Origin of the sequence: Mesorhizobium sp. M7A.F.Ca.US.005.03.1.1 (assembly GCF_003997975.1) — a bacterium.
GTDB classification, from domain to species: domain Bacteria; phylum Pseudomonadota; class Alphaproteobacteria; order Rhizobiales; family Rhizobiaceae; genus Mesorhizobium; species Mesorhizobium ciceri.
This window is the reverse complement of the sequence record NZ_RZRO01000063.1, coordinates 1-25,225: the sequence shown is the minus strand read 5'-3', so window position 1 is coordinate 25,225 and position 25,225 is coordinate 1. Positions and strand designations below refer to the sequence as shown.

Annotated in this window: 27 protein-coding genes; 15 read left to right on the top strand and 12 right to left on the bottom strand. The window is 63.6% G+C overall.

Annotation, left to right across the window (positions count from 1 at the left end):
• Window positions 1-7: 7 nt before the first annotated feature.
• From EN990_RS23240 to EN990_RS23230, 3 genes are all read left to right on the top strand, one after another.
• Window positions 8-481: a CYTH domain-containing protein gene (locus EN990_RS23240; RefSeq protein WP_127385255.1), complete on the top strand. Its 474-nt coding sequence runs from the start codon at window positions 8-10 to the stop codon at window positions 479-481.
• Window positions 478-1,410 carry a CHAD domain-containing protein gene (locus EN990_RS23235; protein ID WP_127369661.1) on the top strand — a complete coding sequence of 311 codons (933 nt, stop codon included), beginning with the start codon at window positions 478-480 and terminating at the stop codon, window positions 1,408-1,410. Before EN990_RS23240 ends, EN990_RS23235 begins: the two co-directional genes overlap by 4 nt.
• Before the next feature lie 91 nt (window positions 1,411-1,501).
• On the top strand, window positions 1,502-2,308 hold the full coding sequence (locus EN990_RS23230; RefSeq protein ID WP_013528661.1) for a hypothetical protein: 807 nt from the start codon (window positions 1,502-1,504) through the stop codon (window positions 2,306-2,308).
• A gap of 65 nt (window positions 2,309-2,373) precedes the next feature.
• Here the strand turns inward: EN990_RS23230 and EN990_RS23225 are convergent, their stop codons facing one another.
• Window positions 2,374-3,345: an AraC family transcriptional regulator gene (locus tag EN990_RS23225; RefSeq protein WP_013528662.1), complete on the bottom strand. Its 972-nt coding sequence runs from the start codon at window positions 3,343-3,345 to the stop codon at window positions 2,374-2,376.
• Window positions 3,346-3,524: 179 nt separating this feature from the next.
• Between EN990_RS23225 and EN990_RS23220 the strand changes: the two genes are divergently transcribed.
• From EN990_RS23220 to EN990_RS23205, 4 genes are read left to right on the top strand one after another with little or no spacing between them, the layout of a single operon-like run.
• A complete protein-coding gene (locus EN990_RS23220) occupies window positions 3,525-3,668 on the top strand; it encodes a hypothetical protein (protein WP_023813481.1) in 144 nt (47 codons plus the stop codon).
• Between the two features lie 11 nt (window positions 3,669-3,679).
• Window positions 3,680-4,024: a hypothetical protein gene (locus tag EN990_RS23215; protein ID WP_013528664.1), complete on the top strand. Its 345-nt coding sequence runs from the start codon at window positions 3,680-3,682 to the stop codon at window positions 4,022-4,024.
• Window positions 4,017-4,535 (top strand): hypothetical protein, encoded by a 519-nt coding sequence (locus tag EN990_RS23210; protein ID WP_024502204.1) that lies wholly within the window; start codon window positions 4,017-4,019, stop codon window positions 4,533-4,535. Before EN990_RS23215 ends, EN990_RS23210 begins: the two co-directional genes overlap by 8 nt.
• Window positions 4,536-4,557: 22 nt before the next feature.
• Complete coding sequence (locus EN990_RS23205) at window positions 4,558-4,998, top strand: hypothetical protein (RefSeq protein ID WP_164753792.1); 441 nt, start codon at window positions 4,558-4,560, stop codon at window positions 4,996-4,998.
• A 21-nt stretch (window positions 4,999-5,019) separates the two neighbouring features.
• Here the strand turns inward: EN990_RS23205 and EN990_RS23200 are convergent, their stop codons facing one another.
• The gene (locus tag EN990_RS23200) at window positions 5,020-5,820 is read right to left on the bottom strand and encodes a helix-turn-helix transcriptional regulator (protein WP_127366869.1); all 801 of its coding nucleotides are present in this window, start codon (window positions 5,818-5,820) and stop codon (window positions 5,020-5,022) included.
• Between the two features lie 113 nt (window positions 5,821-5,933).
• Here EN990_RS23200 and EN990_RS23195 point away from each other — a divergent pair, with 113 nt between their 5' ends.
• Window positions 5,934-6,794: an ATP/GTP-binding protein gene (locus tag EN990_RS23195; RefSeq protein WP_127370051.1), complete on the top strand. Its 861-nt coding sequence runs from the start codon at window positions 5,934-5,936 to the stop codon at window positions 6,792-6,794.
• A gap of 284 nt (window positions 6,795-7,078) precedes the next feature.
• On the opposite strand, the gene EN990_RS23190 is transcribed toward EN990_RS23195, so the two are convergent.
• The 6 genes from EN990_RS23190 to EN990_RS23165 all read right to left on the bottom strand — a co-directional run bounded on the left by EN990_RS23190 (window position 7,079) and on the right by EN990_RS23165 (window position 12,569).
• The gene (locus EN990_RS23190) at window positions 7,079-7,672 is read right to left on the bottom strand and encodes a hypothetical protein (protein ID WP_127370052.1); all 594 of its coding nucleotides are present in this window, start codon (window positions 7,670-7,672) and stop codon (window positions 7,079-7,081) included.
• Window positions 7,641-8,870, bottom strand: coding sequence for an AAA family ATPase (locus tag EN990_RS23185; RefSeq protein WP_127385256.1), 1,230 nt, complete (start codon window positions 8,868-8,870; stop codon window positions 7,641-7,643). Before EN990_RS23185 ends, EN990_RS23190 begins: the two co-directional genes overlap by 32 nt.
• A gap of 281 nt (window positions 8,871-9,151) precedes the next feature.
• Window positions 9,152-10,885: a SulP family inorganic anion transporter gene (locus EN990_RS23180; RefSeq protein ID WP_127370244.1), complete on the bottom strand. Its 1,734-nt coding sequence runs from the start codon at window positions 10,883-10,885 to the stop codon at window positions 9,152-9,154.
• A 69-nt stretch (window positions 10,886-10,954) separates the two neighbouring features.
• The gene (locus EN990_RS23175; RefSeq protein WP_013528670.1) at window positions 10,955-11,233 is read right to left on the bottom strand and encodes a helix-turn-helix transcriptional regulator; all 279 of its coding nucleotides are present in this window, start codon (window positions 11,231-11,233) and stop codon (window positions 10,955-10,957) included.
• Between the two features lie 266 nt (window positions 11,234-11,499).
• Window positions 11,500-12,213: a phosphatase PAP2 family protein gene (locus EN990_RS23170; RefSeq protein ID WP_027161239.1), complete on the bottom strand. Its 714-nt coding sequence runs from the start codon at window positions 12,211-12,213 to the stop codon at window positions 11,500-11,502.
• 14 nt (window positions 12,214-12,227) lie between these two features.
• Window positions 12,228-12,569, bottom strand: a complete 342-nt coding sequence (locus EN990_RS23165) for a hypothetical protein (protein ID WP_013528672.1) — start codon at window positions 12,567-12,569, stop codon at window positions 12,228-12,230.
• 169 nt (window positions 12,570-12,738) lie between these two features.
• Here EN990_RS23165 and EN990_RS23160 point away from each other — a divergent pair, with 169 nt between their 5' ends.
• Both EN990_RS23160 and EN990_RS23155 read left to right on the top strand, forming a co-directional pair.
• The gene (locus tag EN990_RS23160) at window positions 12,739-14,133 is read left to right on the top strand and encodes a sensor histidine kinase (RefSeq protein ID WP_127368938.1); all 1,395 of its coding nucleotides are present in this window, start codon (window positions 12,739-12,741) and stop codon (window positions 14,131-14,133) included.
• Complete coding sequence (locus tag EN990_RS23155) at window positions 14,130-14,789, top strand: response regulator transcription factor (protein ID WP_013528674.1); 660 nt, start codon at window positions 14,130-14,132, stop codon at window positions 14,787-14,789. The genes EN990_RS23160 and EN990_RS23155 overlap by 4 nt, the downstream gene beginning before the upstream one ends.
• Before the next feature lie 307 nt (window positions 14,790-15,096).
• On the opposite strand, the gene EN990_RS23150 is transcribed toward EN990_RS23155, so the two are convergent.
• Window positions 15,097-15,600: a hypothetical protein gene (locus EN990_RS23150; RefSeq protein WP_127368939.1), complete on the bottom strand. Its 504-nt coding sequence runs from the start codon at window positions 15,598-15,600 to the stop codon at window positions 15,097-15,099.
• A gap of 562 nt (window positions 15,601-16,162) precedes the next feature.
• Here EN990_RS23150 and EN990_RS23145 point away from each other — a divergent pair.
• Both EN990_RS23145 and EN990_RS23140 read left to right on the top strand, forming a co-directional pair.
• On the top strand, window positions 16,163-18,166 hold the full coding sequence (locus EN990_RS23145) for a PhoX family phosphatase (protein WP_127368940.1): 2,004 nt from the start codon (window positions 16,163-16,165) through the stop codon (window positions 18,164-18,166).
• Between the two features lie 144 nt (window positions 18,167-18,310).
• The gene (locus EN990_RS23140) at window positions 18,311-18,535 is read left to right on the top strand and encodes a hypothetical protein (protein ID WP_013528677.1); all 225 of its coding nucleotides are present in this window, start codon (window positions 18,311-18,313) and stop codon (window positions 18,533-18,535) included.
• Here EN990_RS23140 and EN990_RS23135 read toward each other — a convergent pair.
• Window positions 18,527-19,717: an NAD(P)/FAD-dependent oxidoreductase gene (locus tag EN990_RS23135; protein WP_027161242.1), complete on the bottom strand. Its 1,191-nt coding sequence runs from the start codon at window positions 19,715-19,717 to the stop codon at window positions 18,527-18,529. The two genes, EN990_RS23140 and EN990_RS23135, sit on opposite strands and share 9 nt — an antisense overlap.
• A 343-nt stretch (window positions 19,718-20,060) precedes the next feature.
• Between EN990_RS23135 and EN990_RS23130 the strand changes: the two genes are divergently transcribed.
• The gene (locus EN990_RS23130) at window positions 20,061-21,098 is read left to right on the top strand and encodes a phosphatidylglycerol lysyltransferase domain-containing protein (RefSeq protein ID WP_127368985.1); all 1,038 of its coding nucleotides are present in this window, start codon (window positions 20,061-20,063) and stop codon (window positions 21,096-21,098) included.
• Window positions 21,099-21,253: 155 nt separating this feature from the next.
• Here the strand turns inward: EN990_RS23130 and EN990_RS23125 are convergent, their stop codons facing one another.
• Window positions 21,254-22,015: an ABC transporter permease gene (locus EN990_RS23125; RefSeq protein WP_013528680.1), complete on the bottom strand. Its 762-nt coding sequence runs from the start codon at window positions 22,013-22,015 to the stop codon at window positions 21,254-21,256.
• On the bottom strand, window positions 22,012-22,938 hold the full coding sequence (locus EN990_RS23120; protein WP_024502216.1) for an ABC transporter ATP-binding protein: 927 nt from the start codon (window positions 22,936-22,938) through the stop codon (window positions 22,012-22,014). Before EN990_RS23120 ends, EN990_RS23125 begins: the two co-directional genes overlap by 4 nt.
• A 261-nt stretch (window positions 22,939-23,199) precedes the next feature.
• Here EN990_RS23120 and EN990_RS23115 point away from each other — a divergent pair, with 261 nt between their 5' ends.
• Window positions 23,200-24,561, top strand: coding sequence for a cytochrome ubiquinol oxidase subunit I (locus EN990_RS23115; RefSeq protein ID WP_013528682.1), 1,362 nt, complete (start codon window positions 23,200-23,202; stop codon window positions 24,559-24,561).
• 9 nt (window positions 24,562-24,570) lie between these two features.
• Window positions 24,571-25,225 (top strand): cytochrome d ubiquinol oxidase subunit II (locus tag EN990_RS23110; protein ID WP_164766148.1); only part of this gene is annotated, 655 nt, incomplete at its 3' end.

Sequence of the window (25,225 nt, the reverse complement as noted above, 5' to 3'; positions counted from 1 at the left end):
CGCGGCCATGGGCAAGGAAGTCGAACGAAAATTCCTGGTCACCAACACCGCATGGCGGGAGTTGGCCGAGGCCAATATCCGCATTCTCCAGTTCTATCTCGCTGCCGGCCCCGGGCGCACAGTGCGCATCCGCATCAGCGACGGCACTTCCGCCAAGCTGACGCTCAAATTCGGCAGCAAAGCGCGCGAGCGCGACGAATTCGAATACCCGATCCCGCTGTCGGAGGCGGTGGAGATGCTGGACTTCGCCATCGGACGTGTCATCGAGAAGACACGTCACCATGTTAGGCACCGTGGCTATCTCTACGAAGTCGATGTCTTTGGCGGACCGCTTGCGGGACTTGTGGTCGCCGAACTTGAGACGCCGGAGGACGTGCCGGACGAAATGCTGCCCGACTGGCTCGGCCGTGAAGTCACCGGCGAGCAGAAATTCTACAACGCGTCGCTCGCCCTTGGTGGGATTCCGGAGATCGCCGCATGAGCTTTCGCATCGATCCGCGCCTGCCGCTGACCGGCGAGGTCAGGAGAATCCTTGCCGAGGAGATCGGCAAGGCGCTGCATCATCTTGACGCCGCACGGAGCCGGCCGGAACAGGCGCTGCACAAATGCCGCAAGCGGCTGAAGAGCGCTCGCGCCTTGTTGCGGCTTGTTCGTTCCGGTGACGAAACATTCTGTGAGACAGAAAACCAGTGCTACCGCAACGTGGCGGCCCTGCTTGCCGGCCCGCGCGAGGCGACAGCGCTGATCGAAACCATCGACCGCCTGGCGGCAAGCTTTCCCAAGGAGAGCGCCGACGATGGGCTGGGCGCGGTTCGCGACAGGCTGATCGCGCGCCAGCATGAATTGCACGAAGGTACAGGACTCGAAGCGGCGATCGGTGCGGCGACCGCCGCCTGCGAGGAGGGCCTGCACCGCATCGGCACGCTGGCCTTGCCCGACCAGCCGGAACAGGCGGCCGACGTGCTTGCCGAAGGCGCCCGCGTCACGTTGCGCCGCGCCAGGAAGGCGCTCGACAAGGCCGAATCGCGGGGAGCGGCCGATGATTTCCACGATCTGCGCAAGGCGGCCAAGACCCACGGCATGCATCTGTCGCTGCTCGGCAGGCTGTGGCCGACACCGATCAAGGCAAGGCGCAAGGCGGTCGACGAACTGGGCGAGCGGCTGGGCGACCTGCACGATGTGCTGGTGATGCGCGCCCTGCTCGAGGCCGACGACCGGCTGCTCGGGCCGCCCGAGGACACGAAACTTCTGGCCAAGCTTTTGAAGCGGTCGGAAAAGCAGCTGAAGAAGAGCTGCCTTGCCGAGGCGGCCGAGCTGTTCGGCGACAGTCCCAAACGCTCGACACGCAAACTGGCCCGCAAGGCGCGCGACGATCTGGCTGCGCCGCCGGAAGAGGCCGCGGCATCGTAGGATGACTTGGCGCTCTTCCTCTCGGTCCGGACGGGGGGAAGAAAGGCGTGCGCTAGCCCTCATTACCCGCCCATGCTAATCGCCATGGAGTATGACCGAGCCCGGCGACACGCTTCTGGATCGACTTGGCCGCTGGCTTGCCGGCCGGCTGCAGGAAGAATCGTCCGGCTACGAGCCCTACACCCCCTCCGATGCCGAAACGCTGCGTCGCACGCTTGAGCCCGGCGACATCCTGCTGATCGAGGGCAACCAGAAGATCTCGGCGGCGATCAAGTACCTGACCCAGTCGACCTGGTCGCATGCGGCCTTCTATATCGGCGATGCCTTGCCCGCGCCGGCGGACGGCTCGGAGCGGCCGCGCCTGATCGAGGTCACGATCGGCGAAGGCTGCGTCGCCGTTCCATTGTCGCGCTACCGCACCTACAACACCCGCATCTGCCGGGCGAGTGGGCTGGCGCCGGAGGATCGCGACAAGGTCGTCGCCTTCATGATCGGCAAGCTCGGCCTGAAATACGACCTCAAGAACATTTTCGACATGCTGCGTTTTTTCTTCCCGACACCGCCGGTGCCGGTGCGCTGGCGCCGCCGCATGCTGGCCTTCGGTTCCGGCGATCCGACACGGGCGATCTGCTCGACGCTGATTGCCGAGGCCTATGGCCAGATCCGCTATCCGATCCTGCCCGAGATCACCCGTGCGCCCGGCCGCGCCTCGGCGCAGTCGAACTATTCGCGCAAGGAAATCCTGCACATCCGCCACCACTCGCTCTACACGCCGCGCGATTTCGACCTGTCGCCCTATTTCCGCATCGTCAAGCCGACGCTGGAATATGGTTTCGACTACCGGGCGGTGACCTGGGACGACAAGCTTGCCGATCCCGGGGCCAAGGCCGCCGAGTAAACGCGATCAAATGAGTCCAGCCGCGTGCATGGCCCGGCACAGGAGCGCTGGCCGGCGGCCGGGCGTCAGTGCTTGCAAGCCGCGGCCCGCACGTCCGAGGGTGTGGCGTCATAACGGCGACGGAACGCCCGGTTGAAATAGGAAAGGTCGTTGAAGCCGGCCTCGTAGGCGATCGCGGTGATGCTGCGTCCGGCATGGCGAGGATCGCCGAGCATGCGATGCGCGCGCGCCAGCCGTTGGGTCATCATGAAATCAATCAAGGATGTGCCATCGCTCTCGAACAGCTTGCGGACGTAGCGGGCCGACAGTCCGTGGCGGGCGGCGACGTCCTGCGCCGACAGGTCGACGTGGCCACCATGCGCGACGATATCGGCCTTGATGGCGCGCAAGCGGGCAACGCTGACGCCGCGGCCGCGTGCGATCTGGGCCGCATCCCTGGTCGCGCCCATGGCGAGTGCGGCAAGGTCGAAGACATGCGCCGCCGCAAGGTGGCAGGCCTCCGCAGTCAACTCGTCTCCGACCTCCTGGATCGAGCTGATATAGTCGAGCAACAGCCGCATCGCCCCGCTTTGGGTCGGCAAGGGCCGCATAAGAACCGCGGCCGGATCGCCGATCAGAGGCGAAAGCTGCTTGCGCGAAAAACTCAGATTGACGAAGCGAAACCCGCCGGCGCCGATCAGGTTGAGGCCAACCTCTTCACCGCTCATCATCAGCGCCTGGCCGTTGCCGACCGCCTCCTCGCGGCCGCGATGCTTCATCACACTGCCCCCGTCGAGGGCCGCCAGAAGAACGAAGTCGTCATTGTCGATCAGCGACGACGTACGATGCACCCGGAATTCCGATGAGCTGCCGGTGGCGATGCCGAGGCCTGGCAACGCGCGCACCCGCATGTCGATCTGCGCCGGCGCCAGCGGATCGAGGTCCACCCTCAGAACCGTGCGGCCGTAAACCTCACGCGTGATCTCGACGCGATCCCGCTCCGGAAACATCTCCGTCGCCAGCCTGAATGAGGCTGACGTCCCCATCGTCGCAGTCATCGACACCCCCCATGCCCAAGAGCGCGGTCATATGCGCCGGAGCCTGCAAAACGTCAATCCCGGGCCGTTTTGGCCGCTTTCAGTGCCGTTCTGTCCAAGCTGCCCCCCTTTTATGCCCCTAGTTTGCGGCGCGATTCCGGAACCGGAACCGCATTGGCGGCAATCCAAAGGGGGGCACGATGTTTCATTTGCAACTGTTCAAGACGCTGTCGGCACTGGCTGCGGCAGGGTTCAATCCGCGTGTCTATCTGCTGTCGATCGCCTTGGGCAACGCAGTGACCGATCATCGCGAGGCCAAGCTGCCGCCGCGCGCTGCCCGATGATGAGCAGCACCATGAAAAAGAGCATTTTCCTGGCCCTGACCATTGCCCTGGCGGGCTGCCAAACGGGCCAGGTCGACGACAGGCCGGCATCGATCGCGAGCGCGGCCGGCAGCAAGAAGGCCCGGAACGAACCGACGACGGAAACGGCCTGCGCCGATGCGGCCAAGAAGGCGGCGAAGGCGCAGACCAATGCGGCTCTGCTCGGCGGTGTGCTGTCGATGGCGGGGGGTCTTGGCGGTCTGGCTGGCAATGGTGGGGTCATTGCCGGCCAGGCCGCCTCGATCGGCGGCTCGGTTCTGCAGTCCCAGGCAACGAGCAGTGCCCGGGCCGGCATTGCGGAGGATTGTTATGGCTGAGCGGCGTTTCGCAGCCATGCGCCGGCTGGCCGGCGCGCTCGCACTTGCCGGCATGATCTTCGACAGCCCGCAGGCCTTGGCCCTGACAGCGCGGGATGCGTCGGCGGTCGTCGGCCTGATCGAGGCCTTGCAGCCCGAATTCGGTCAGTTCGCCTATGACGAGGAGATCGCCGCCGACTGGTACGAGCGCGATGCCGCGGACAAGGGCTTGATCGGCACAGCCGGTTTCACCGCCGACAGCTGGAAGGTCGCGCTTGGCGAGACCATGCGCGGGTTCCTGGCGACGATGCCGGTCGCGGAACTCGATGCCATTTTCGCCAAGCTCAGAAATGCCATATCCGGCATGAGGGAGCTGACCGAGGCACAGAAGACGGAGACCATCGACGCCATCGACGAAGAGGTCGAAGGCTTGATGATTTTGCGGACTGAGGGCGATCCCTTCGCCGACGTCGTCAGGCCGCTGACGCCAAAAATCCGCAGCCTCATCCTCGGCCCGGCGGTGGGGCAATAGGATGTTGGGCAACAGGAAACGGGTGGCCGGAAAAGCAACTCCGGGCGGGAGCCTCGAGGCCGAACATCGCGATATTTTTCCAGCCACGGCACGTGCCGGGCGAGGCAGCCCGATCGCGATGCTGATCTGCCTGCTGGCCTCCGGCTGCAGCCAGACGGCCGCCAGCCCGCCGATCACGCCAGACCAGCATGCGCAATTGGCGGAGTTGGCGGCCGGCCCGGACTCGCCGGCAGGCCTTGGCGAGGCCCTGGCTGCAGTCGAGGCGACCAGGAAAATGCGGGACTGCCGGGCGCGGATGAACGAGACGGTCGGGCAGATGAAGACGATGGGCGCCGTCAATGGCGCGGTCGGCGTCGCCGGTCGCATGGCGGGTCCGGGGGGCAAGACAGCGGCAAAAATGGTGGCGGTCGGCACTGCCAGGGTCGTGCGCGGCAAGCTCAGCCGTCAGATGCAATCGTGCTGAGACGATTGACGCGGTGCCTGGTCAGGCCGGCAGCGGCCGCCGTCCTTTCGCGGCGGCGGGCGTATCAGGCCTCGCCCCGGCATCTCGCGCGTGTGGCCCGATCGGCATGATTGCCGGAAATGGCGTCGCGCCAAAGGCAAACGTCCATTTGTAGCCGATCAGGCCATCCTCCGGCGTCGTGTGCTGGTCGTGATGGGCGAGCAGCTTGGCGCGGTCGGCGAGATCCTCCGCCTCGCGCCGCACCATTTCAGCCGTCTCCGGCCGCATCCGCCTGGAGAAGCTGACGAAGGTCGCTTCCTTGTCGATATGGGTGATGGCCCAGCCGATGAAATTCTTGTTGGTCATCTCGAACAGCGGCCTGAGCGGCCCTTCGAAGTTCCACTGGATCGGCGTCTCGACCAGCAGTCTCGCCGAAAGACCCCGTCCGAGCGCGATCAGGCCGAGTTCCTCGAGATCGCGCAGATAGAGGAACATCGAAGCCTCGCTCAGGCCTTGCGAGCGCATGATGCCTTCGGGCGTGAACTTTTCTGACAGCATGACGAAGATGAACAGCAGCGCCGGCCGGCCGGCGAGCTTGCGCTCGATCTCCGGCGCGATGTGGTTGACCGGCCCAGGCCCCCGGTTCATCGAGCCGAGCACGTTTTCCAGTTCGACACCGGCCGCAGCGCAAATCTCCATCAGCCGGTCGAGCTTGCAATTGCGCTCATGGAAGATACGCTTCACCGTCGGTTCGGAAACGCCCATGCGTTCGGCCAGCGCGCGATAGGTGACGCCCTTCGCCTTCAACGTCCGCTTCAGCGCCTGGAAGATCAGACCGTTCATCGGATGCACCTCTTGTCGCTAGTTTCGTATCGATATTCGATACTAGCGGTGTCAGGCCTTTCCGGAAAGTATCGAAAGCCATAGCTCTGCCTCGTCATCTCAGGAGAGCAGTCATGAACACCCTCATCCCCTCAGCCTTTATCGCCGTCATCGGCATTGCCGCAGTGCCCGCCGCGGAGGCCGGCGAACTCTGGCGCGCCACCGGGCTCGAACAGCCGGAATCGGCCCTGTTCGACGCCGCTGACAATCGCATCATCGTTTCCAACATATCAGGCAATCCCGGCGAGGCCGACGGCAACGGTTATCTCTCCGTGCTGTCGCTGGACGGCAAGACGGTCACCCAGCACTGGACCGACGGCATGGACGCACCCAAGGGTATGGCGATCTCGGGCGGCAAGCTCTATGTCGCCGACATCACGAAAGTCCGCGTCGTCGACCTCGCCAGCGGCAAGCTGGTCGCCAGCATCTCGGTGCCGAACGCGGTCTTCCTCAACGACGTGACATCGGACCAATCCGGCAAGGTCTATGTCACCGACATGCTGGCCGACGCCATCTACCGCATCGATGGCGACCGGCCGGAGCTGTTCGTTAAGGACGGGGCATTGGCTTCGCCCAACGGCGTCTTTGCCGGTGGCGGCCGATTGATCGTCGCCTCCTGGGGCAAGGGCATCAAGCCCGACTTCAGCACGACGGAGCTTGGCGGCCTGCTGTCGGTCGACATCGCCAGCAAGGTGGTTTCGCCCTTGCCGGCCGCCCAGAAATTCGCCGATCTCGACGGCGTCGTAGCCATCGGCGACACCATCTACGCCACCGCCTACATGACCGGCACGCTCTACCGCTATCATGCGGGCGGCGCGCCGGAGGTGGTGGCGCAGTTCAAGCCGGGCAGCGCCGACATCGGCACCGATGGCAAGTCGATCCTTTATGTGCCGTTGATGAACGAAGGCGAGGTTGTGGCGCTGAAGCTCGATTGAGAGCCATGATCGGCGCCTCAGGGCAGAGCTGCGAGACGTTCGCCAACGGCCGATGGACTGTCGTTAGTCGGCGAGGATCGTATCGTGGCCAATTAACGACGTCCCCGGATCGGCCCACCTTGTGCCAAGCGCCAATAGCCGACATTGCCGAGCAGATATTTTGATCTCGCCTTTGGGCCGGGAGCGGAACGTCCGGTTCGGGACGTGCTTGTGGCGAAGCTTCCGTCGCCACCGGTTCACCGCCGCCGGCGACCATACAGCGCGGAAGTCGCGTATCCCGATCGCTAGAGCACCCCGATACTGCGGAGCAAGGCTTGTAGTTCGGCCTCGACACCTGCCGCCCGCAGGACGGCATCCCGATTAATCCGGCGCGCCAGGTTGGCGCGCGTCATGGGCTTTTTGTATTCCGGCCATTCCTTTTCGAGCGCCTTAACCGCCCCCGGCGTATCGGGCGGGCGGTTGGCCGCCTTGCCCTCCAGATGGCGCAGCAGCATTGCCTCAAAGCAGGGCCGTTGCCAGAGAATCGTGATTCCGTTGTCGGCCGCGAGCTTGCGCGTTCGCTCGGCGCGCTGCGGATCGCGCTCGGCCTGGTCAAAATCCAAAAGCGCGAAGCGTTCCGCGGGCGCACGGCGTTTTCTCTGGAGCAGCTTCAGGCGCAGCACCGCCATCTCGATACGCGACAGCGGATCGCCGGTCCCCGGCCCCAATTCGTCAACGTGCAGGTGCACCGGCAAATTGGCATCGCGGATCAGATCTTGCAGAAAGCCGGCATAACCGACTTCTGACGCTCCCTCGCAGCCAATATAAACCGGACGGCGAAGCTCGATATTGGCGGGCGACGACGGCTCATCCGAGGTGTGGAACCCCGCCGTATGCACCGCTCAGATATTTGCGGTAATGGTTCTCGTCGCGGCGCACCTTCACGTCCATGAGGCTGTAAAGGTGGCTGCGGCCCTGCCGGTCCTTCTCGCAGATCACGATTTCCTCCTTGTTGAGGTCATCGAGCAGCGAGGCCGAATGGCAGGAGAGCCATAGCTGCGCGTCGAACTTGTTACGTCCCGAGGCCGCATAGAACCAGCGCACCAGCTCGGGCAGCATGTTCGGGTGAATGGCCGCGTCCATTTCGTCGATCGCGGCGATTCCGCCGGTATCGAGTGCGCTCATGATGAAAGGGAACATCTTGATAAAGGCCCGCGTGCCGTGGCTTTCCATCAGCCAAGGCATTTCGACCGCAAGACCCGCGTGCTTAAACAGCAGCAGCGGCCCGTTGTCCGTATGCTGAAAGCGCATCCCTTCCACACCCACATCTATGCGGCTTAGCTCATCCTTCAGCCGCGAGACGACGTTGGGCTGGTTCTTTAGATAGTCGATCACGTCGCGATCGACGAAGGAGTGCACAGGCTCAATTTGGAAGAAGGCCTTGCGCGCCGTATCCACAAGAAGCTGCGCGGTCGGGTGCTGGAATTTCGCGAATGATGACAGCACCGTGTGATTGCCGGCGAGCGTCTTCACGAGGTGCTGGAAGCCCGAGAGGCTGAAGGTTTTAGAGTCCTTCACCTTGCCCTCGGCATCGCGCTCATAGACGCGCTGCCATTTCCCTTGGCCGTTCGGCCTCTGGCGCAGCGACTCGGACGCGATCCGCACCGCGAGCCCTTCTTTGAGTTCGATTTCCAGTTCGTAGCGGTAAGTGCCTTGCTCGACCTTTTCGCCGCTCGTGGCGCGCTGAAAGACTTCCGGCGTCAGGTTTATGATGCCGCCCAGCTCGATCGCGAACCGGATCGGCCGACTGCCGGATTCCACGTCGTTGAACCGCTCGATGCCAGCGAAGCCTGGCACCGTGCGCGCTACGCTGTCGCGGATCATCGTCACGACGAATTCGAGCGCGCGCAGCACCGTCGTTTTACCCGAGGCGTTCGCGCCATAGAGGGCGACGACCTTCGGCGCGCGCACGTCCGCACCCTCGAAGATGGGGGCATAACGGCCTTCAGGATCGGGCACTTTTCCATCCACCGACAGGTCGAGCACCTGCGGATCGCGGATGGAGAAGAAGTTTTCGACCTCTAGCTTGTAGAGCATGGGATACCTCACTTGGGGATATAATAGAATCTATAACGACATTTCGTCAATAATTCGATTACAGGATCGCTTCATGCTCACCGAGGATTGAGCATTGGCGGCGCAACGTGGATGGATGCCAGCTTTCGGAATCGGAGGTTGGTTCTCGAAATGACCAAAAAGAGGCGCAGTGCGGTTGTTCACGTCGCGCCGTGCGTGAGTCAGCTCAACGTCAAGAAGTTGGCATTCAACAGGTGGACACCTTGTCCTGACAATGGCCACCGGCCGGCAAATCCCGGCCCCTATCCCGCCTCCAGCTTCCCTTTCAGCTGCGCCCGCGCATCCTTGATCGAGGCGGCGTAGGTCACCAGCGGGCGCTTGACGCCGTGGGTGATCAGCATGCGTCGTATCTGCGGCGCGGCGCCTGATATGATGAAGCGGACACCGGCGCGTTTCGCCTTGTGGGCGGCGCCTTCGATGACGTTGGCCGCCGTCGAATCGAAGAACGGTACGGCCGAGCAGTCGAGGATGAAGTTCCTGCGCTGGTCGGCTATGCGGTCGAGCACGGTGCCGACGGTCGATGCGGCGCCGAAGAAGAAGGCGCCCGAAATGCGATAGACGACGGTGTCGGCGTCGGTCGCCTCGCTGGCATCGTAGGCCTTGGTGCTGTCGGCGACATCCTCCTGCACCAGCGGCTGATCGGCCTCGACCGCAATCGACTTGGCCATGCGGTCGATGAACAGGATCGACCCCAGCACGAAGCCGACGACGATGCCTTCGGTGAGATCGCGGAAGATGACGAGCAGAAAGGTCGCCATCAGCACCAGCGCATCGCCGCGCGAGGCACGCAGCAAGGTGGCGAAGGCCTGTTTCTCGAACATATTCCAGCACACGACCGCCAGCACGCCGGCCAGGGCGGCGAGCGGGATATAGCTGGCGAGCGGCGCCGCCACCAGCATCAAGGCGAGCAGGATGGCGGCGTGGACGATGCCCGAAACCGGTCCGTGGGCGCCGGCCCGCACATTGGTCGCCGTGCGGGCGATGGTGCCGGTGGCGCAAATGCCGCCGAACAGGGCGGATGCGATGTTGGCGAAGCCTTGCGCCACCAGTTCGCAGTTGGAACGATGCCGGCGGCCCGTCATCCCGTCGGCGACCACCGCCGAAAGTAGCGATTCGATGGCGCCCAGCAAGGCGAAGGCAATCGCATCCGGCAGCACGTCAATCATCCGGTCCAGGCTGATCGGCGGCAAAGCGGGCATTTGCAGGCTGCGCGGTATACCGCCAAAGCGGGTGCCGATCGTCTCCGCCGGGAGCGCGAGAAGCGCCACGACCAGCGATGCCAGCCCGATGGCGATGAGCATTGCGGGCCATGTCGGCCGCCAGCGCTTCAGGCCGGCGATGGTGGCGATGGTCAACACCGCCACCAAGATCGCCGCCGGGTTGATGGTGCCGGCCGCCTCGCCGACCGCGATCAGCTTCGGCACCAGCGGTCCGGGCTCCTTGCCGGCAAGCTTCAGCCCGAACAGTTCGACGATCTGTCCGGAAAAGATGATGACGGCGATGCCGGCGGTGAAGCCGACCGTCACCGGATAGGGAATGAACTTGATGTAGGTGCCGAGACGGAGATAGCCGATGGCGAGCAGGAAGCCCCCTGCCATCATCGTTGCCAGCAGCAGCCCGTCGATACCGACCCGGGCAACCGTCGCGGCCACCAGCACGATGAAGGCGCCGGCCGGGCCGCCGATCTGGAAGCGGCTGCCGCCGAGCGCCGAAATGATGAAGCCGCCGACAATCGAGGTGTAGAGGCCGCGCTCGGGCGTGACTCCCGAGGCGATCGCGATGGCCATCGACAAGGGCAGCGCGACAATGGCCACCGTCAGCCCGGCAATGGCGTCCGCCTTGAAGTCGGCGAACGTGTAGCCCTCGCGCCAGACCGTCACGAGTTTTGGCGTGAACAATTCGGAAAATGTCGGCTTTGCCGACCTTTGGGCCGATCTGTGGGCCGGTTCATGCCCTGCCCGCTGCGTCTGATCCATGGACTGCCTTTCGCACCCTGAAAGGCGGCGGGATCGTCGGCAGGGCTGTCGGCGGTCGCCGTCGCGACTTTATGCCGGCTCAGCCTTGGGATCCGGCGGCACGGCAGGCTTGAGGCGCACGCCCCGGCCGCCGCGCTCGCTGGCCTGATTCTCGCCGATCAGCTCCACCCCGGCCTCGTCGAGGGCCTGGATGACCTTCATCAGCGTGTCGACCACGCCCCTGACCACGCCATCGCTCGCCTCCATGCGCTGGATAGTCGGAAGCGAAACGCCGGCGCGCTCGGCGAGCGTCTTCTGATCGATGCCGGCCAGCGCCCTTGCGGCGCGCATCTGCGCGGCAGTGATCATCGGCCGGAATCCCCGTCTGAGTCTGCAGGAGTAAGGTATAATATCATTATTCTGATGTTTCAAGCATTAGGATGAATGTTTGAGACGTAAGGGGCGGCGCCTGACTGACCATTTTTAGATACTTTCCCGGGATTGCGCTAAGGTCTTCCATCTGGGCAGGGAGTAACGCGGTTGAATATCTTCAAGACTTTCATGACATCGGCAGCCTTGCTGTCGGCGGTTTTCCTGTTGGCCGGCTGCGGGCACGGGCTGATCAACCGGCTGATCTAGTCTCCAGTCTCGCCGTCCGGGTGCTGCCCACGCCATCGCTGCCACGTCCGGGCAGCGAGCCAGCACAGCATCGCCCAGACGAAGCCGGCGCACCAGCCGGCCAGCACATCCGACGGCCAGTGGACGCCGAGATAGACGCGGCTGATGCCGACCAGCAGCGTCGTCAGCACCGCCAGCGACAGCACATAGATCTTCGTCGTTCGACCGGGCAGGAAGCGTGCCGCCAGCGCGCCGAGCGTCAGATAGGTCACCGCCGACAGCATGGCGTGGCCGCTGGGAAAAGACAGCGTCGTTTCGTTGACGAGATGCGAGACGAGTTCGGGGCGCGGCCGGTCGATTCCGGCTTTCAGCAGGCTCGACAGCACCTGACCGCCGGCCACCGCCACGAAGATGAAAAGGGCGGTCGCCGGCCTGCGGATAAGCAGGAGATAGACGATTACCGCCGTCACGATCAGCACCAGCACGCTGCCGCTGCCAAGGCTTGTGATGTCGCGCATCGCCCCTTGCAGCCACAGCGGGCCGATCGGGCTGTCAGGCCGCCCCGCCTGGCGGAAGGCGAGCAGGATTTCGGTGTCGAAGGCGTGCGGGGTGGTGGCGCGCGCCATCTCCATCAGCTCCTCGAATCCCCAAAGGCCGGCCGCGATGACCAAGCCGGCCAGCAGCACCGGGAATTCGACCCGGTTGAGCAAAGCGTTCGCGGCATTCTTCATCGGCAATCCGCCCGTTACAGCCGGCCTTGCAGATAGGGTCCGAGCGTGATCAGCGCCACTGCGGCGATCGCCAGCATGATGCCGGTCGCCTGCAGCGCGTTGACGCGCTCGCCGAAGAAGACCAGTGCCACGACGTTCACCGAGACCAGCTGGATGACGGCAGACAGGCTGAACGACACCGACATGCCGAATTCGCGGATCAGCCGCAGCATGATCAAATTGCCCAGCGAATAGAGCGCCAGCGTCAGCGCGATCTTGCCGAGGCTCGGCGCCAGGCCCCATTGCTTGGCGGCTGTCGCCGCCAGCAGGAAAATGACCGTTGAAAAGCCGAGCTGCAGCAGTCCCGAAAAACTCAACGTTCCGTCCCCTCTCGAAGCGGCTCCCGCCGCATGTGTCGCGGACGTTGTTTCCGAAGCGCGCCGGGACGTCAAGCGCTCGACCAAACGAAGCTCTTGGCAATGGCAAGACGGAGGCTCAATGTACCGACATCGTCCAGCCAGTCGATTGAAGGGCGGTCAGGGGTTCATGATTCGTATTCTGCAGAACTTGACGCGACGCTGGAGCGAACTCTCTCTTGCCTTGCAATTCGTCGTTGCCGGCGGTTTTGGCCTGCTGGCCGTCATGCTGGTGGTGGGCGCCTGGGTGACGGCGCAGATCAGAGAGGGCGTCATCCGCAATTCGGCCGCCACGACGGCGCTCTATGTCGACAGCGTGATTGCGCCGCTGCTTCCCGACTTGCGCAAGGAGCAGGAGCTCAGCGATTCCGTCAAGCAGGCGCTGGACGAGACGCTTGGCCAGGGCGCGCTCGGCAAGCGCCTCGAATCGTTCATGCTCTGGCGCCGCGACGGGACGGTCCTCTATGCCAAGGAGACGGCCCTGATCGGCCGCCGCTTCGCTCCGAGCGACAATCTGCGTTCCGCTTTCGAAGGCAATGTCGTCGCTGAATTCAATACTTTCGATGAGGATGAGAGCGAGGAGAAGGCGACCGGCTTGCCATTGCTGGAGATCTACAATCCCGTGCGCGAGCCCTGGTCGGGCGAGGTGGTGGCGGTTACCGAGTTCTATGAGATCGCCGACGATTTCCAGGCCACCCTGGCTTCCGCTCTGTGGTCGAGCTGGCTGATCGTGGCCGGCGCGACCCTGGCGGCATTCCTGCTCCTGTCGGGCATCGTCGTGCGCGGCAGCCGCACCATCGACGACCAGCGTGGGGCGCTGCGCCGCCAGGTGTCGGAACTGCAGGGCCTGGTGGCGCAAAACAGTGCCTTGCGACTGCGCGTGCAACAGGCCTCGCGCCGCGCCACCGCGCTCAACGAAAGATATCTGCGCCGCATCGGCGCCGACCTGCATGACGGCCCGGCCCAACTCGTGGCCCTGGCGGCGCTGCGCATGGACAGCCCGATATTTTCCAGCGATGGCCATTCAGGCGCAAGCCGCTCGACCGAGGTCACGATGATTCGCAAGACGCTGGAGGATGCGATGCGCGAAATACGCGGCATCTGCACCGGCCTTGTCCTGCCGCAGATCGAGACGGCTGCCGCAACCGACATTCTGCGGCTGGCCGTCAAGGAACACGAACAGAGGACGGGAACGTCGGTGACGCTGACGCTGGCCGGACAGTTGCCTGAACCCGGCGCCTCCGAGAAGATCAGCATCTATCGTTTCGTCCAGGAAGGGCTGAACAATGCCTATCACCACGGGCTAGGCAAGGATCAGGCGGTGAGTGCCGGGATGAAAGGTGGCAGGCTTTTTGTCGAAGTGTCGGACCGCGGGCCGGGTTTCGATCCGACGGCACGGGTCGAGGGCCTCGGGCTCGCCGGCCTCAGGGAACGGGTCGAAAGCATTGGCGGACAGTTCGAAACCTTGACCGGGCCGCAAGGTACGCGTTTGGTGATCCGTCTGTCGGTCGAGGAGCAAGCATGACTGGGACCATTCGCATTGCCATTGTCGACGATCATCCCCTCTTTCGCGAAGGTGTGACGCGCAGCCTGTCGGAGATCGGAGGCTTCGAGATGGTTGGCGAGGGCGCCACGGCGCAGGATGCCGAACGCCTCGCCGCGACGATGCGGCCCGACATCTTGCTGCTCGACATCTCGATGCCGGGCGGCGGGCTGAGCGCGGTCGCAAGCATCCTCGCCAACCATCCCGCCCAGAAGATCGTCATGCTGACCGTCTCGGAGGCCAATGCCGATGTGACCAAGGCGCTGAACGCAGGGGTGAATGGCTATGTCCTCAAAGGCGTCGGATCGCGCGGCCTCGCCGACATCCTGCGCAATGTCGCAGCCGGCGAAAGCTATCTCTCGCCGACACTATCGGCCCGGCTGCTTTCGGATCTCCAGTCCCAGCAGCCGACCGACGGCTTGGCGGAACGGCTGCGGCAGCTCACCGATCGGCAAACGGAAATCCTGCGGCTGGTGGCGGAGGGGCTGAGCAACAAGGAAGTCGCCTTGCGGCTTGAGTTGCAGGAGAAGACCGTCAAACATCACATGACCGGAGTGCTGTCGAAGCTCAATGTGCGAAATCGCACCGAAGCGGCCTTGATGATGCGTGAGTGGCGCGACCGCGACAGGCCCTCCTAAAGCATTTCACCGTTTCACGGAAACGGCGAGCTGCTCTAACTCTTTGTTTTGACGCAATTCCCAAGGGAAAAGCGCTACGCGCATTTCCCGGGAAAACCGCTTCACACTTTTTCTAGAACTGCTTGGGTCAGGTCTGGGGAAATGCGCAGCGGTTTCCCGTCCCGGATTGCGCAAAAGCGCGTCGCGCCTCGGGACCGCAGCCATTGCGGTGCCGAAAACCGGGACGATGCCGGCCGGAAACGAGGTCACCTCCGCCGGGGGGCGGCGGAGGTGACGTGCAAAGCTGACCGTTGCCTGTTGGCCAGCTTCACAAGGCCTTGAGACGATTGGCATCGGCCGGCGTGGCCTGGCGGTCGATGATCGTGCGACCGAGAGCGTCCTTCATGCTGAAACGACCGTTCTCGAGCTTTTCCGTTATGCCGTCGGGATGCCTGACTGTGATCTTGTTGCCGGTCACGTCGACCTTGTCACCGGTCTTTGCATTGACATGGCTCCCGCTCTTACCCTGACTGGATCCTGATTTGCCGTTGTTGCCGTTATTGCCGCTGTTGCCGTTATTCCCATTGCCGTTGCCGCTGTTCCCGCTATTGCTTCCGCCGGAATTGCCGCCGTTGCCGCCCCCACTGTTGCCACCACCACCGCCGCCACTGTTACCGCCACCCTTGGCGTATGCGCTGGCGGTGTGGATGCCGGAAACGGAGCCGTCCAGGACAATTTGATAGGGCGCAATCGTCAACACCAGCGCCGCTGCCGATTTGAGCGCCAGCCGGCAACAACGGGTCGTGAAACGGGTCGTGACCGATCTGTGCATTCTGATCTCCGACGACTGAGTCCGGCGCGCCCCACCCCAACGTTGCAGTGCAACCAACATTGCCGAAAGACGCGGCGCCCGGAAGCGACCTCCGACCGTTGCGGTTGTCAACCAGGACCATTGCAAGCGCAAGGTTGGACTAAAGTCCCAAGTATATGCTACATTAGCTTCGCATGAACGGCGCCGTGACCGCCATCGCTAAACGGGAGACTGGCTTTCCCGATGCCTGACGACGGCAGACGCCGAACATCAAGTCACCTCCGCCGGGGGCGGCGGAGGTGACTTGTCGAGGGTGCAGTTGCCCGTTGATCTGTTTTTTGCAAACGACTGATGTCGTCCGCCGTCGCGGGATGCGCGGCCAAGATGCCGCCTAAGGTCTCCTTTCATCTCGAACCGGCGATTCTGGAGCAGTTCACGGTCTGCGGGAATGCTTAGCCAGCGCTGCGCGCAATGCCTGTCGCGTCTGAAAGGTCTCCCGATGTCACGAAAATGTGATCCGGCGATTATAAGGGGGTCAAACAGGTACCCACGCTCCAGCCAATCCAACAGCCAGAGGCAAGCCATGACTGACCTTCGCTCCCCCGACACCCGATTCCGCACCAGCCTGCTCGAGGAAAACGACGGCCCGGCCATCAACGCTTCCGACAACCGCACCATGGGCGAGATCATCGCCGCGCGGTTCTCGCGCCGCGGCTTCCTCAAGGGTTCGCTGGCTGTCTCGGCCATCGCCGCCACCGTCAGCCCGCTGGCGCTGATCAGCGCCGACGAGGCCCGGGCCGCTGAAGGCTCGGCCTTCACGTTCGACGAACTCGAGGCCGGCATCGACGACAAGCACCACGTCGCGCCGGGTTACGATGCCGATGTGCTGCTGCGCTGGGGCGATCCGCTGTTTGCCGATTCGCCCGACTTCGACCCGACGAAACAGTCGGCCGAGGCCCAGGCGAAACAGTTCGGCTACAACAACGATTATGTCGGCTACATCCCCATCGACGGCTCGGCCGAACATGGCCTGCTGGTGGTCAACCACGAATACACCAATCCGCATCTGATGTTCCCGGGCATCGTGAAGATCGTCCAGAAGGACGGCAAGAAGTCGGCCGAAGTCGCACCCCTCTCGAAGGAGCAGGTCGATGTCGAGATGGCAGCTCACGGCGGCACCATCGTCGAGATCCGCAAGACATCAGGCAAATGGCAGGTGGTGCGCGACGGCAAGCTCAATCGCCGCATCACCTCCAACACCGAAATGGCGCTGTCCGGTCCGGTTGCCGGCCATGACCGCGTCAAGACCAATGCCGATCCGTCCGGCACCAAGGTGTTCGGCACGTTCAACAATTGCGCCGGCGGCGTCACGCCCTGGGGCACCTATGTGATGGCCGAGGAGAACATCCATGGCTATTTCTCCGGCGAGTTGCCGGAAGGCCACAAGGAAGCCGCGAACTACAAGCGTCTCGGCATTCCCGAAGGCGCCTATGAATGGGCGGCGCATTACGAGCGTTTCGACCTCGCCAAGGAGCCCAATGAGGCCAACCGCTTCGGCTGGATCGTCGAGGTCGATGTCAACGACCCGACCTCGACGCCGAGGAAGCGCACCGCCATGGGCCGCTTCAAGCATGAGGGCGCCGAATCGATTGTCGCCAGGGACGGCCGCGTCGTCTTCTATCTCGGTGACGACGAGCGCTTCGACTATGTCTACAAGTTCGTGACCAAGGCCGCGTTCGATCCGAACGATCATGCCGCCAACAGGGACCTGCTCGATGATGGCACGCTGCATGTCGCCAGGTTCGCCGAAGATGGCACGGTCGAATGGCTGCCGATCGTCTTCGGCCAGGGACCGCTGACGGCTGAAAACGGTTTCACTGGCCAGGCCGACGTGCTGATCGAGACGCGCCGCGCCGCCGACCTGCTCGGTGCCACCAAGATGGACCGCCCCGAAGACATCCAGCCCAATGCCGTCAATGGCAAGGTCTATGTCATGCTGACCAACAATTCGAAGCGCAAGGCCGACCAGGTAGACGCCGCCAACCCGCGCGCCGAAAACGCCTTTGGCCACATCATCGAGATCGCCGAGGACGGCGGTGATTTCACCGCCGCCAAGGGCAAGTGGGAAGTGCTGCTGAAATGCGGTGATCCGGCGGTTGCCGATGTCGGCGCCACCTTCTCGACGGCAACGACGGCCAATGGCTGGTTCGGCATGCCCGACAATTGCGCGGTCGATTCGGCCGGGCGTCTCTGGGTCGCAACCGACGGCCAAGGCCCGAAAGCCACCGGCCGCACGGATGGTCTGTGGGCGGTGGACACGGAAGGGGCGGCGCGGGCAACCTCGAAACTGTTCTTCCGCGTGCCGATCGGCGCCGAAATGTGCGGTCCGCTGTTTGCGCCCGACGACCAGACCGCCTTCGTCGCCGTCCAGCATCCGGGCGATGGCGGCGAGGACTGGGAAGCGTTCGGCCGCCCGTCCTACTATGAGGATCTGTCGACGCGCTGGCCCGACTTCAAGCCCGACATGCCGGTGCGGCCGTCGGTGGTCGCCATCACCAGACAGGGCGGCGGCAAGATCGCGGTCTGATTGCCTCCAGCATGGGGCGCAGCAGCGGAGCAGATTTGCACCGCTGCCGCCCTTTGAAGTCGCGGCATGGGGTGAAGTCGGTCAAGCCTCGGGAAAGATTGGCAATTTAAACATGGCGCCCTAGGTCTTTATCAGGAGATCGCCATGTCGAAGTCCGTCTATGACCGTGGCTTGCTCAAGCCAGCCGATATCGCCAAGCTGCAGCGCGTGTTCGACGAGGCCTGCCGGCGGCGCGAGGCACATCCCGATTCCGCCGACGCGCGGGAAATCGCGCTTAACCTGCTCGCCCTGCACAATGCCGGCATGGTGGAAGAGGACATGCTGATGGAGGCCGTCGGTTTCCGGCGGCTGGAACCCAAATCAGCGTGATGCGCCGGGTTGGTGCGAGGCCGACCCTGCAATCCGTTTGGCGATCGCCTTGGCCAGGATGCCGGCATTGGCGAAGCAGCCGCGAATGCTCGGCCGCATGCCGGTGAACCACAGACCGGGCAATTTCGGATCGGCTTGCCCGCCGTTGAAGAGCGGAACGCCCTTGGCGTCGAGCACGCCGAGCTTGCCGACCATCGGCTCCAGCCCGGTGCGGTAGCCTGTCGCGGCAATGACGATGTCAGGATAGATCAGGCTGCCATCGGCCAGGATCACGCCGTCACGGGTGAATTCCCTTATGCCGGGTACGACGGTGATCTTGCCGGCCTTTATGGCGCTGACGGCGCCATCGTCGGCGGCGATCGCGGTGTAATCCGAGGTCAGGCGGCTGGCGCCGCCCGCAGGCGCGGGCGGCAGGCCGAATTTGGTCAGGTCGCCGAAAGCCAGGCGCTGCGTCGCCGACATCACCGCGTCGGCGACCCGCAACGGCAAGCGAGCCATGAACGGCGAAAGCCGGTGCACGGCGATCTTGCCGATGCGCTTGGGCAGCAGGGCGGGACCGCTGCGGGCCGACAGCCAGATGGCGGCCGTGTCTATGCCGGCCAGATGATTGAGCGCATCGAAACCCGAATTGCCGGCGCCGACGACCAGCACTTTCTGGCCCGCATAGGCCTGTGCGTCACCGAAATCCGCCGAATGGATGATGCGCCCGACGAAATCCTTCATGCCTTTCCATTCGGGAATGAACGGCTGCCTATCGCGGCCGGTGGCGACGACGACATTGCGGGCCAGCCGCAGGCCAGCGCTGGTCCGTACCGCCCAGTGATCGCCCTTGAAGGCAATCTCTTCGACAGCGACGCCAAACTGCACCGGCAGCCGGTTTTCCTCCCTGAAATCATTCATGTGGCGGATGACGACCGTCCGGTGCGGAAAGGCGGGGGTGCCGGGGGGATAGGGGAGACCAGGCAGCGAAGAAAGATCGCGGTGGGTGTTGAGATGCAATTGCTGGTGCCGCCGGTGCCATGGCTCAGCCAACCGGCTTTCCTTTTCCAGGATCGCCGTCGGCACGCCGGCGTTCATCAAGGCGTGCGCGACGGCCAGCCCGGCAGCACCGGCGCCGACGACGATTGCCGGCTCGACCTTGGCCGGCAGATCCACAACCGATCTGATTGTCGTATCAGTCATTCACTCGAATCCCGTTCGACGCTAGGCTGGCAGGACGCTGTAACCGTTTGATCCCGCGCAGGATCCCTGCAGCAAACCGCGGCCGAAATTTCGAGCGATGCGAATTAGCTCCGTACGCCGGGCCGCGGTTGCGCTCTATATGGCATATGCGCGATATCAACGGTAATCAGGTCGCGGCAATGTGATTGATTCGAGGCTCGGGGTGGCTGGCGGGTCTCGGTTATCCCCACGCGCATGCCCGAAATCGACTCCGATTTTCGAGTCATGCGCAGAATCAAAGTGTTACAGCACCTTGGCGCGTCCTGGACGGCCGGCGCTGTAGGCGGCACGCGGAATCTCGACCATGCCCTCCTTGCGGTTCTATTTCGACAAGATCCTTGAGGCCGCCGCGCCCGAGGTCGAGCGGCAGGCGCTGACCCATGTCGAACGCCTGGCACTGGTGCGCCGCTATGGCGACTTCTCGCTCGCCTATTCCACCGCCGTGCAAGGCAAGCTCTCCTATTTCGGCGACGCCGACGGCTACATCGCCTTCGGTACCAAGATGAAGCACCATTTCGCGCTCGGCGACCCGGTGGCGGCTCCGGCGCGTCGGGCCGATTACATCAAGCGCTTCGTCGAGACCGCCGGCAGCCCGTGGTTCGTGCAGGTCGGCGAGGAAACCGCACGCGTGCTGGCCGGCCTTGGCTACAAGGTCAATCGCCTCGGCATCGACACCCGCCTCACCCTGCCCGAGCATGATTTTTCCGGGAAGCGCAACGAGACCGTGCGCTACTCCGAGCGCTGGCTGCTGAAGAAAGGCTTTTCGTTCGACGAGGACAAGCGCACGATTTTTCTGGATGAAATTGCCCGGCTTTCGGAAAACTGGCGCGGCGACCGCATCGTCAAGCGCTGGGAGATGGGCTTTCTCAACCGCAACTTTGCCGACCATCTCGGCACCGACATGCGCCGTTTCGTCCTGCACGGTCCCGACGGCGGACTGGTCGCTCTGCTCGACTTCGACCCGCTGTGCCGCAACGGAAAGGTCATCGGCTACACGACGGCCTTCAAGCGCAAGCATATCGACGCTTCGCCGCATGCCGAGGTCGGCCTGACCAAATTTGCCGTCGACCGTTTTCGCGAAGAGGGCATCTCGGTGGTCACGCTCGGCCTGTCGCCGATGCTCGATATCGGGCCAAGCGGCTTTGCCGAAAGCGATTTCTGGCGCAATGCCTTCCAGCGCGCCTACGATTCGCCCTGGGTCAATCGCCGCAGGTTCAACCTGCAGGGCCAGGCGGCCTTCAAGCGCCGCTTCCACGGTGTCGAGGAGCCGGTCTACATCGCCTTCCGCAAGGGGACGTATGTCGAGATGCTGGGGTTGCTGCGGCTGGTCAAGGCGATCTAGATCTATCGATATTCAGGTGAGGCCGGCCTGCAAATGGCGGCTTCCTGCGCTTCCGGTGCTCACGTACGAAAAGTACGCTCCGCTCCGGTTCTCGGAATCCGCCATTTTCGACTCGGCCTGACCTGAATCTCAACAGACCTGGCGGCGTTCTGCCGTCAATTCCTCAACCGATACCCTGTCCTGAAGATCCAGGCGACGATCGTTATACAGATCAGCAGGAAGACGACCGTCATGCCGAGGCTGACGCCGACCGAGACGTCGGACTTGCCGTAGAAGCTCCAGCGGAAACCGCTGATCAGGTAGACGACCGGGTTGAACAGCGTGATCGTGCGCCAGACCTCGGGCAGCATGTTGATCGAATAGAAGCTGCCACCGAGGAAGGTCAGCGGCGTGATGATCAGCAGCGGAACCAGTTGCAGCTGCTCGAAACTCTTCGCCCAGATGCCGATGATGAAGCCGAACAGGCTGAAGGTCACCGCCGTCAGCACCAGGAAGGCGAGCATCCAGAACGGATGCAGGATGGTGAGCGGCACGAACAGCGAGGCGGTGGCCAGGATGATCAGGCCGAGGATGATCGACTTGGTCGCGGCACCGCCGACATAGGCGATGACGATCTCCAGATAGGAGACCGGCGCCGACAGAAGCTCGTAGATCGAGCCGACGAATTTCGGGAAATAGATGGCAAAGGAGGCGTTGGAGATCGACTGCGTCAACAGCGACAGCATGATCAGACCCGGCACGATGAAGGCGCCGTAGCTGATGCCGTCGATCTCGGTGATGCGCGAGCCGATGGCCGAGCCGAAGACGACGAAATACAGCGACGTCGAGATGACCGGCGAGACGATGCTCTGCAGCACGGTGCGGAAAGCACGTGCCATTTCCATCCGGTAGATCGCCCATACTGCGCGAAGGTTCATGGCTCCCTCCTCACCAGATTGACGAAGATCTCCTCGAGCGAAGAGTTTTGCGTGTCGATATCGCGGAACTGGATGCCGCCGGCCTCGAGATCGCGCATCAACGAGGCGACGCCGGGCCGCTCGGCCTGGTTGTCATAGGTGTAGGTCAGCTGCCCGCCATCGGGCGACAATTCCAGCGCATAGCGCGAGAGCGCCTCGGGAATGGCCGTCAGCGGATTGCGCAGTTCCAGCACCAGCCGCTTGCGGCCGAGCTTGCGCATCAGTTCGGCCTTGTTCTCGACCAGGATGATCTCGCCGCGGTTGATGACGCCGACGCGGTCGGCCATCGCTTCGGCTTCCTCGATATAGTGCGTGGTGAGGATGATGGTGACGCCGTCCTCGCGCAGCCGGCGCACCATCGCCCACATGTCCTGGCGCAGCTCGACGTCGACGCCGGCGGTCGGCTCGTCGAGGAACAGGATGCGCGGCTCATGCGACAGCGCCTTGGCGATCATCAGCCGGCGCTTCATGCCGCCCGACAGGGTGATCGCCTTGGCGTCCTTCTTGTCCCACAGTGAGAGATCGCGCAGCACCTTCTCGACAAAGCCGTGGTTGGCCGGCTTGCCGAACAGGCCACGGCTGTAATTGACCGTCGCCCAGACGCTCTCGAAGGCATCGATGGTCAGTTCCTGCGGCACCAGCCCGATCAGACCGCGCGCGGCGCGATAATCCTTGTTGATGTCGTGGCCGTCGACGGTGACGGTGCCCGACGAGCGGTTGACGATGCCGCAGACGATCGAGATCAGCGTCGTCTTGCCGGCGCCATTGGGCCCAAGCAGCGCGAAGATTTCGCCGCGCTGAATGTCGAGATTGACTTCCTTGAGCGCGGTAAAACCGGTGGCGTAGGTCTTGGAGACCCCGGAAATGGACAGGATGGAAGGCATGGATGAAAACGGCTGCTTGAAAGAGGTCCCCTGATATAGGCCGAATGTCGGTGCTTGCAACCGCAAGTCAATGCCCTGCTGACAGTTCTCGACAATCGTTGCAGGCCGGCCATTGCAGGTGCGGCGCACAGGCCCGGAGTTGCGCGGCATGCAACCGGGAAAATTGTCCTGTGGCGTTCAGCCTCGCGGCAGGACGCCGCTTTGACCTGAACTCGCTTCGGGCCTATTCTTCGCGAGTATTTGCAGCAGCCGGAGCCCATCATGGACCCGCTCATACTTTCGCGTATCCAGTTCGGCGCGAATATTTCATTCCACATTCTATTTCCGACGATCACCATTGCGCTGGGTTGGGTGCTGCTGTTCTTCAAGCTGCGCTACAACGCCACCAACGATTCCGCCTGGATGCGCGCCTATTTCACCTGGGTGAAGGTGTTCGCGCTGTCCTTTGCCATGGGCGTGGTTTCGGGCGTCACCATGAGCTTCCAGTTCGGCACCAACTGGCCGGGCTACATGGAAAAGGTCGGCAACATCGCCGGGCCGCTGCTGGCCTACGAGATCCTCACCGCCTTCTTCCTCGAAGCGGCCTTCCTCGGCATCATGCTGTTCGGCTTCCGCCGCGTTTCCAACCGCATCCACACGCTGGCGACGGTGCTTGTCGCCGGCGGCACCACCGTCTCGGCGTTCTGGATCATCGCGCTCAATTCCTGGATGCAGACGCCGGCCGGCTTCGAGATGCGCGACGGCGTGGCGCATGCGGTCGACTGGTGGGCAATCATCTTCAACCCGTCGATGCCCTACAGGCTGACCCACATGCTGCTGGCGTCCGGGCTGACGGTGTCGTTCCTGATCGCTGGCCTGTCGGCGCTGCGCTATCTCACCGGCGACCGTTCGGAATCGATGTGGAAGGCGCTGCGCACCGGCGTCTTCACGGCCGCGATCCTGATCCCGATCCAGATCTTCGCCGGCGACCAGCATGGGCTGAACACGCTGGAGCACCAGCCGCAGAAGATCGCCGCCATGGAAGCCAACTGGAACACCGGCCCCAACGTGCCGCTGGTGCTTTTTGCGCTTCCCGACGAGGCCGCGAAGGAAAACAAATTCGAGATCGCCATTCCCGACGGCGCCAGCCTGGTGCTGCGGCACTCGACCAGCGGTGTCGTGCCGGGACTGAACGATTATCCCGGCAACCATCCGCCGGTCTTTCCGGTGTTCTGGGGTTTCCGCGTGATGGTCGGCACAGGCATATTGATGCTGCTCGTCTCATGGTCGGCGGCCTTCTTCCTCAAGCGCCGGCACAGCCTGCCGAAGCCGCTCGCCATGCTGATGGTACCGATGGCGCTGTCGGGCTGGCTGGCGACGCTGGCCGGCTGGTACACCACCGAAATCGGCCGCCAGCCCTGGCTGGTGACGGGCGTGCTGAAAACGGCAGACGCGGTCGGCCCGGTGGCGGGCAGCCATGTCGCGCTGACGCTGGCGACCTACCTCGTTCTCTATGTGCTTTTGCTGATCGCCTATCTCGGCGTGCTGGTGCACCTGGCGCTGAAGGCGGCGAAGGACGGCGATTCATCGCCGCTGCCGGGCGTCATGAACGCCGCCATGTCACAGCCGGCGGCTGGCGAGTAGGAGAAGAAGATGAGCTTCGACTGGCCAACCGCGCTTCCCCTCATCTTCGCCGGCCTGATGGGCCTCGCCATCCTGATCTACGTCATTCTCGACGGTTTCGATCTCGGCATCGGCATCCTGTTCGCCGCCGCCGAAGACGCCGAACAGGATACGATGATTGCCGCGATCGGCCCGTTCTGGGACGCCAACGAAACCTGGCTGGTGCTGGCCGTCGGCCTGCTGCTGGTCGCCTTCCCGCTGGCGCATGGCGTCATCCTGACGGCGCTCTACATTCCGGTCTTCGTGCTTTTGCTCGGGCTGATCCTGCGCGGCGTTGCCTTCGATTTCCGCGCCAAGGTGCCAGCTGGCCGGAAGCATCGCTGGAACCGTATTTTCTTCCTGGGTTCGCTCATCGCCTCGCTGGCGCAGGGCTACATGCTGGGTGTCTATGTGCTCGGCCTCGATGTCGGCCTCGGCGGCATGGCGTTCGGCGTGCTGGTGGCGTTCTGCCTTGCCGCCGCCTACGCGGCGATGGGTGCCGCCTGGGTGATCTACAAGACTGAAGGCGAATTGCAGAAGAAGGCGGTGCGCTGGCTGCGCACGACGCTGGTGCTGACCGCGCTCGGCATGGCCGCGGTGTCGCTGGCGACGCCCTTCGCCAGCCCGCGCATCTTCGACAAATGGT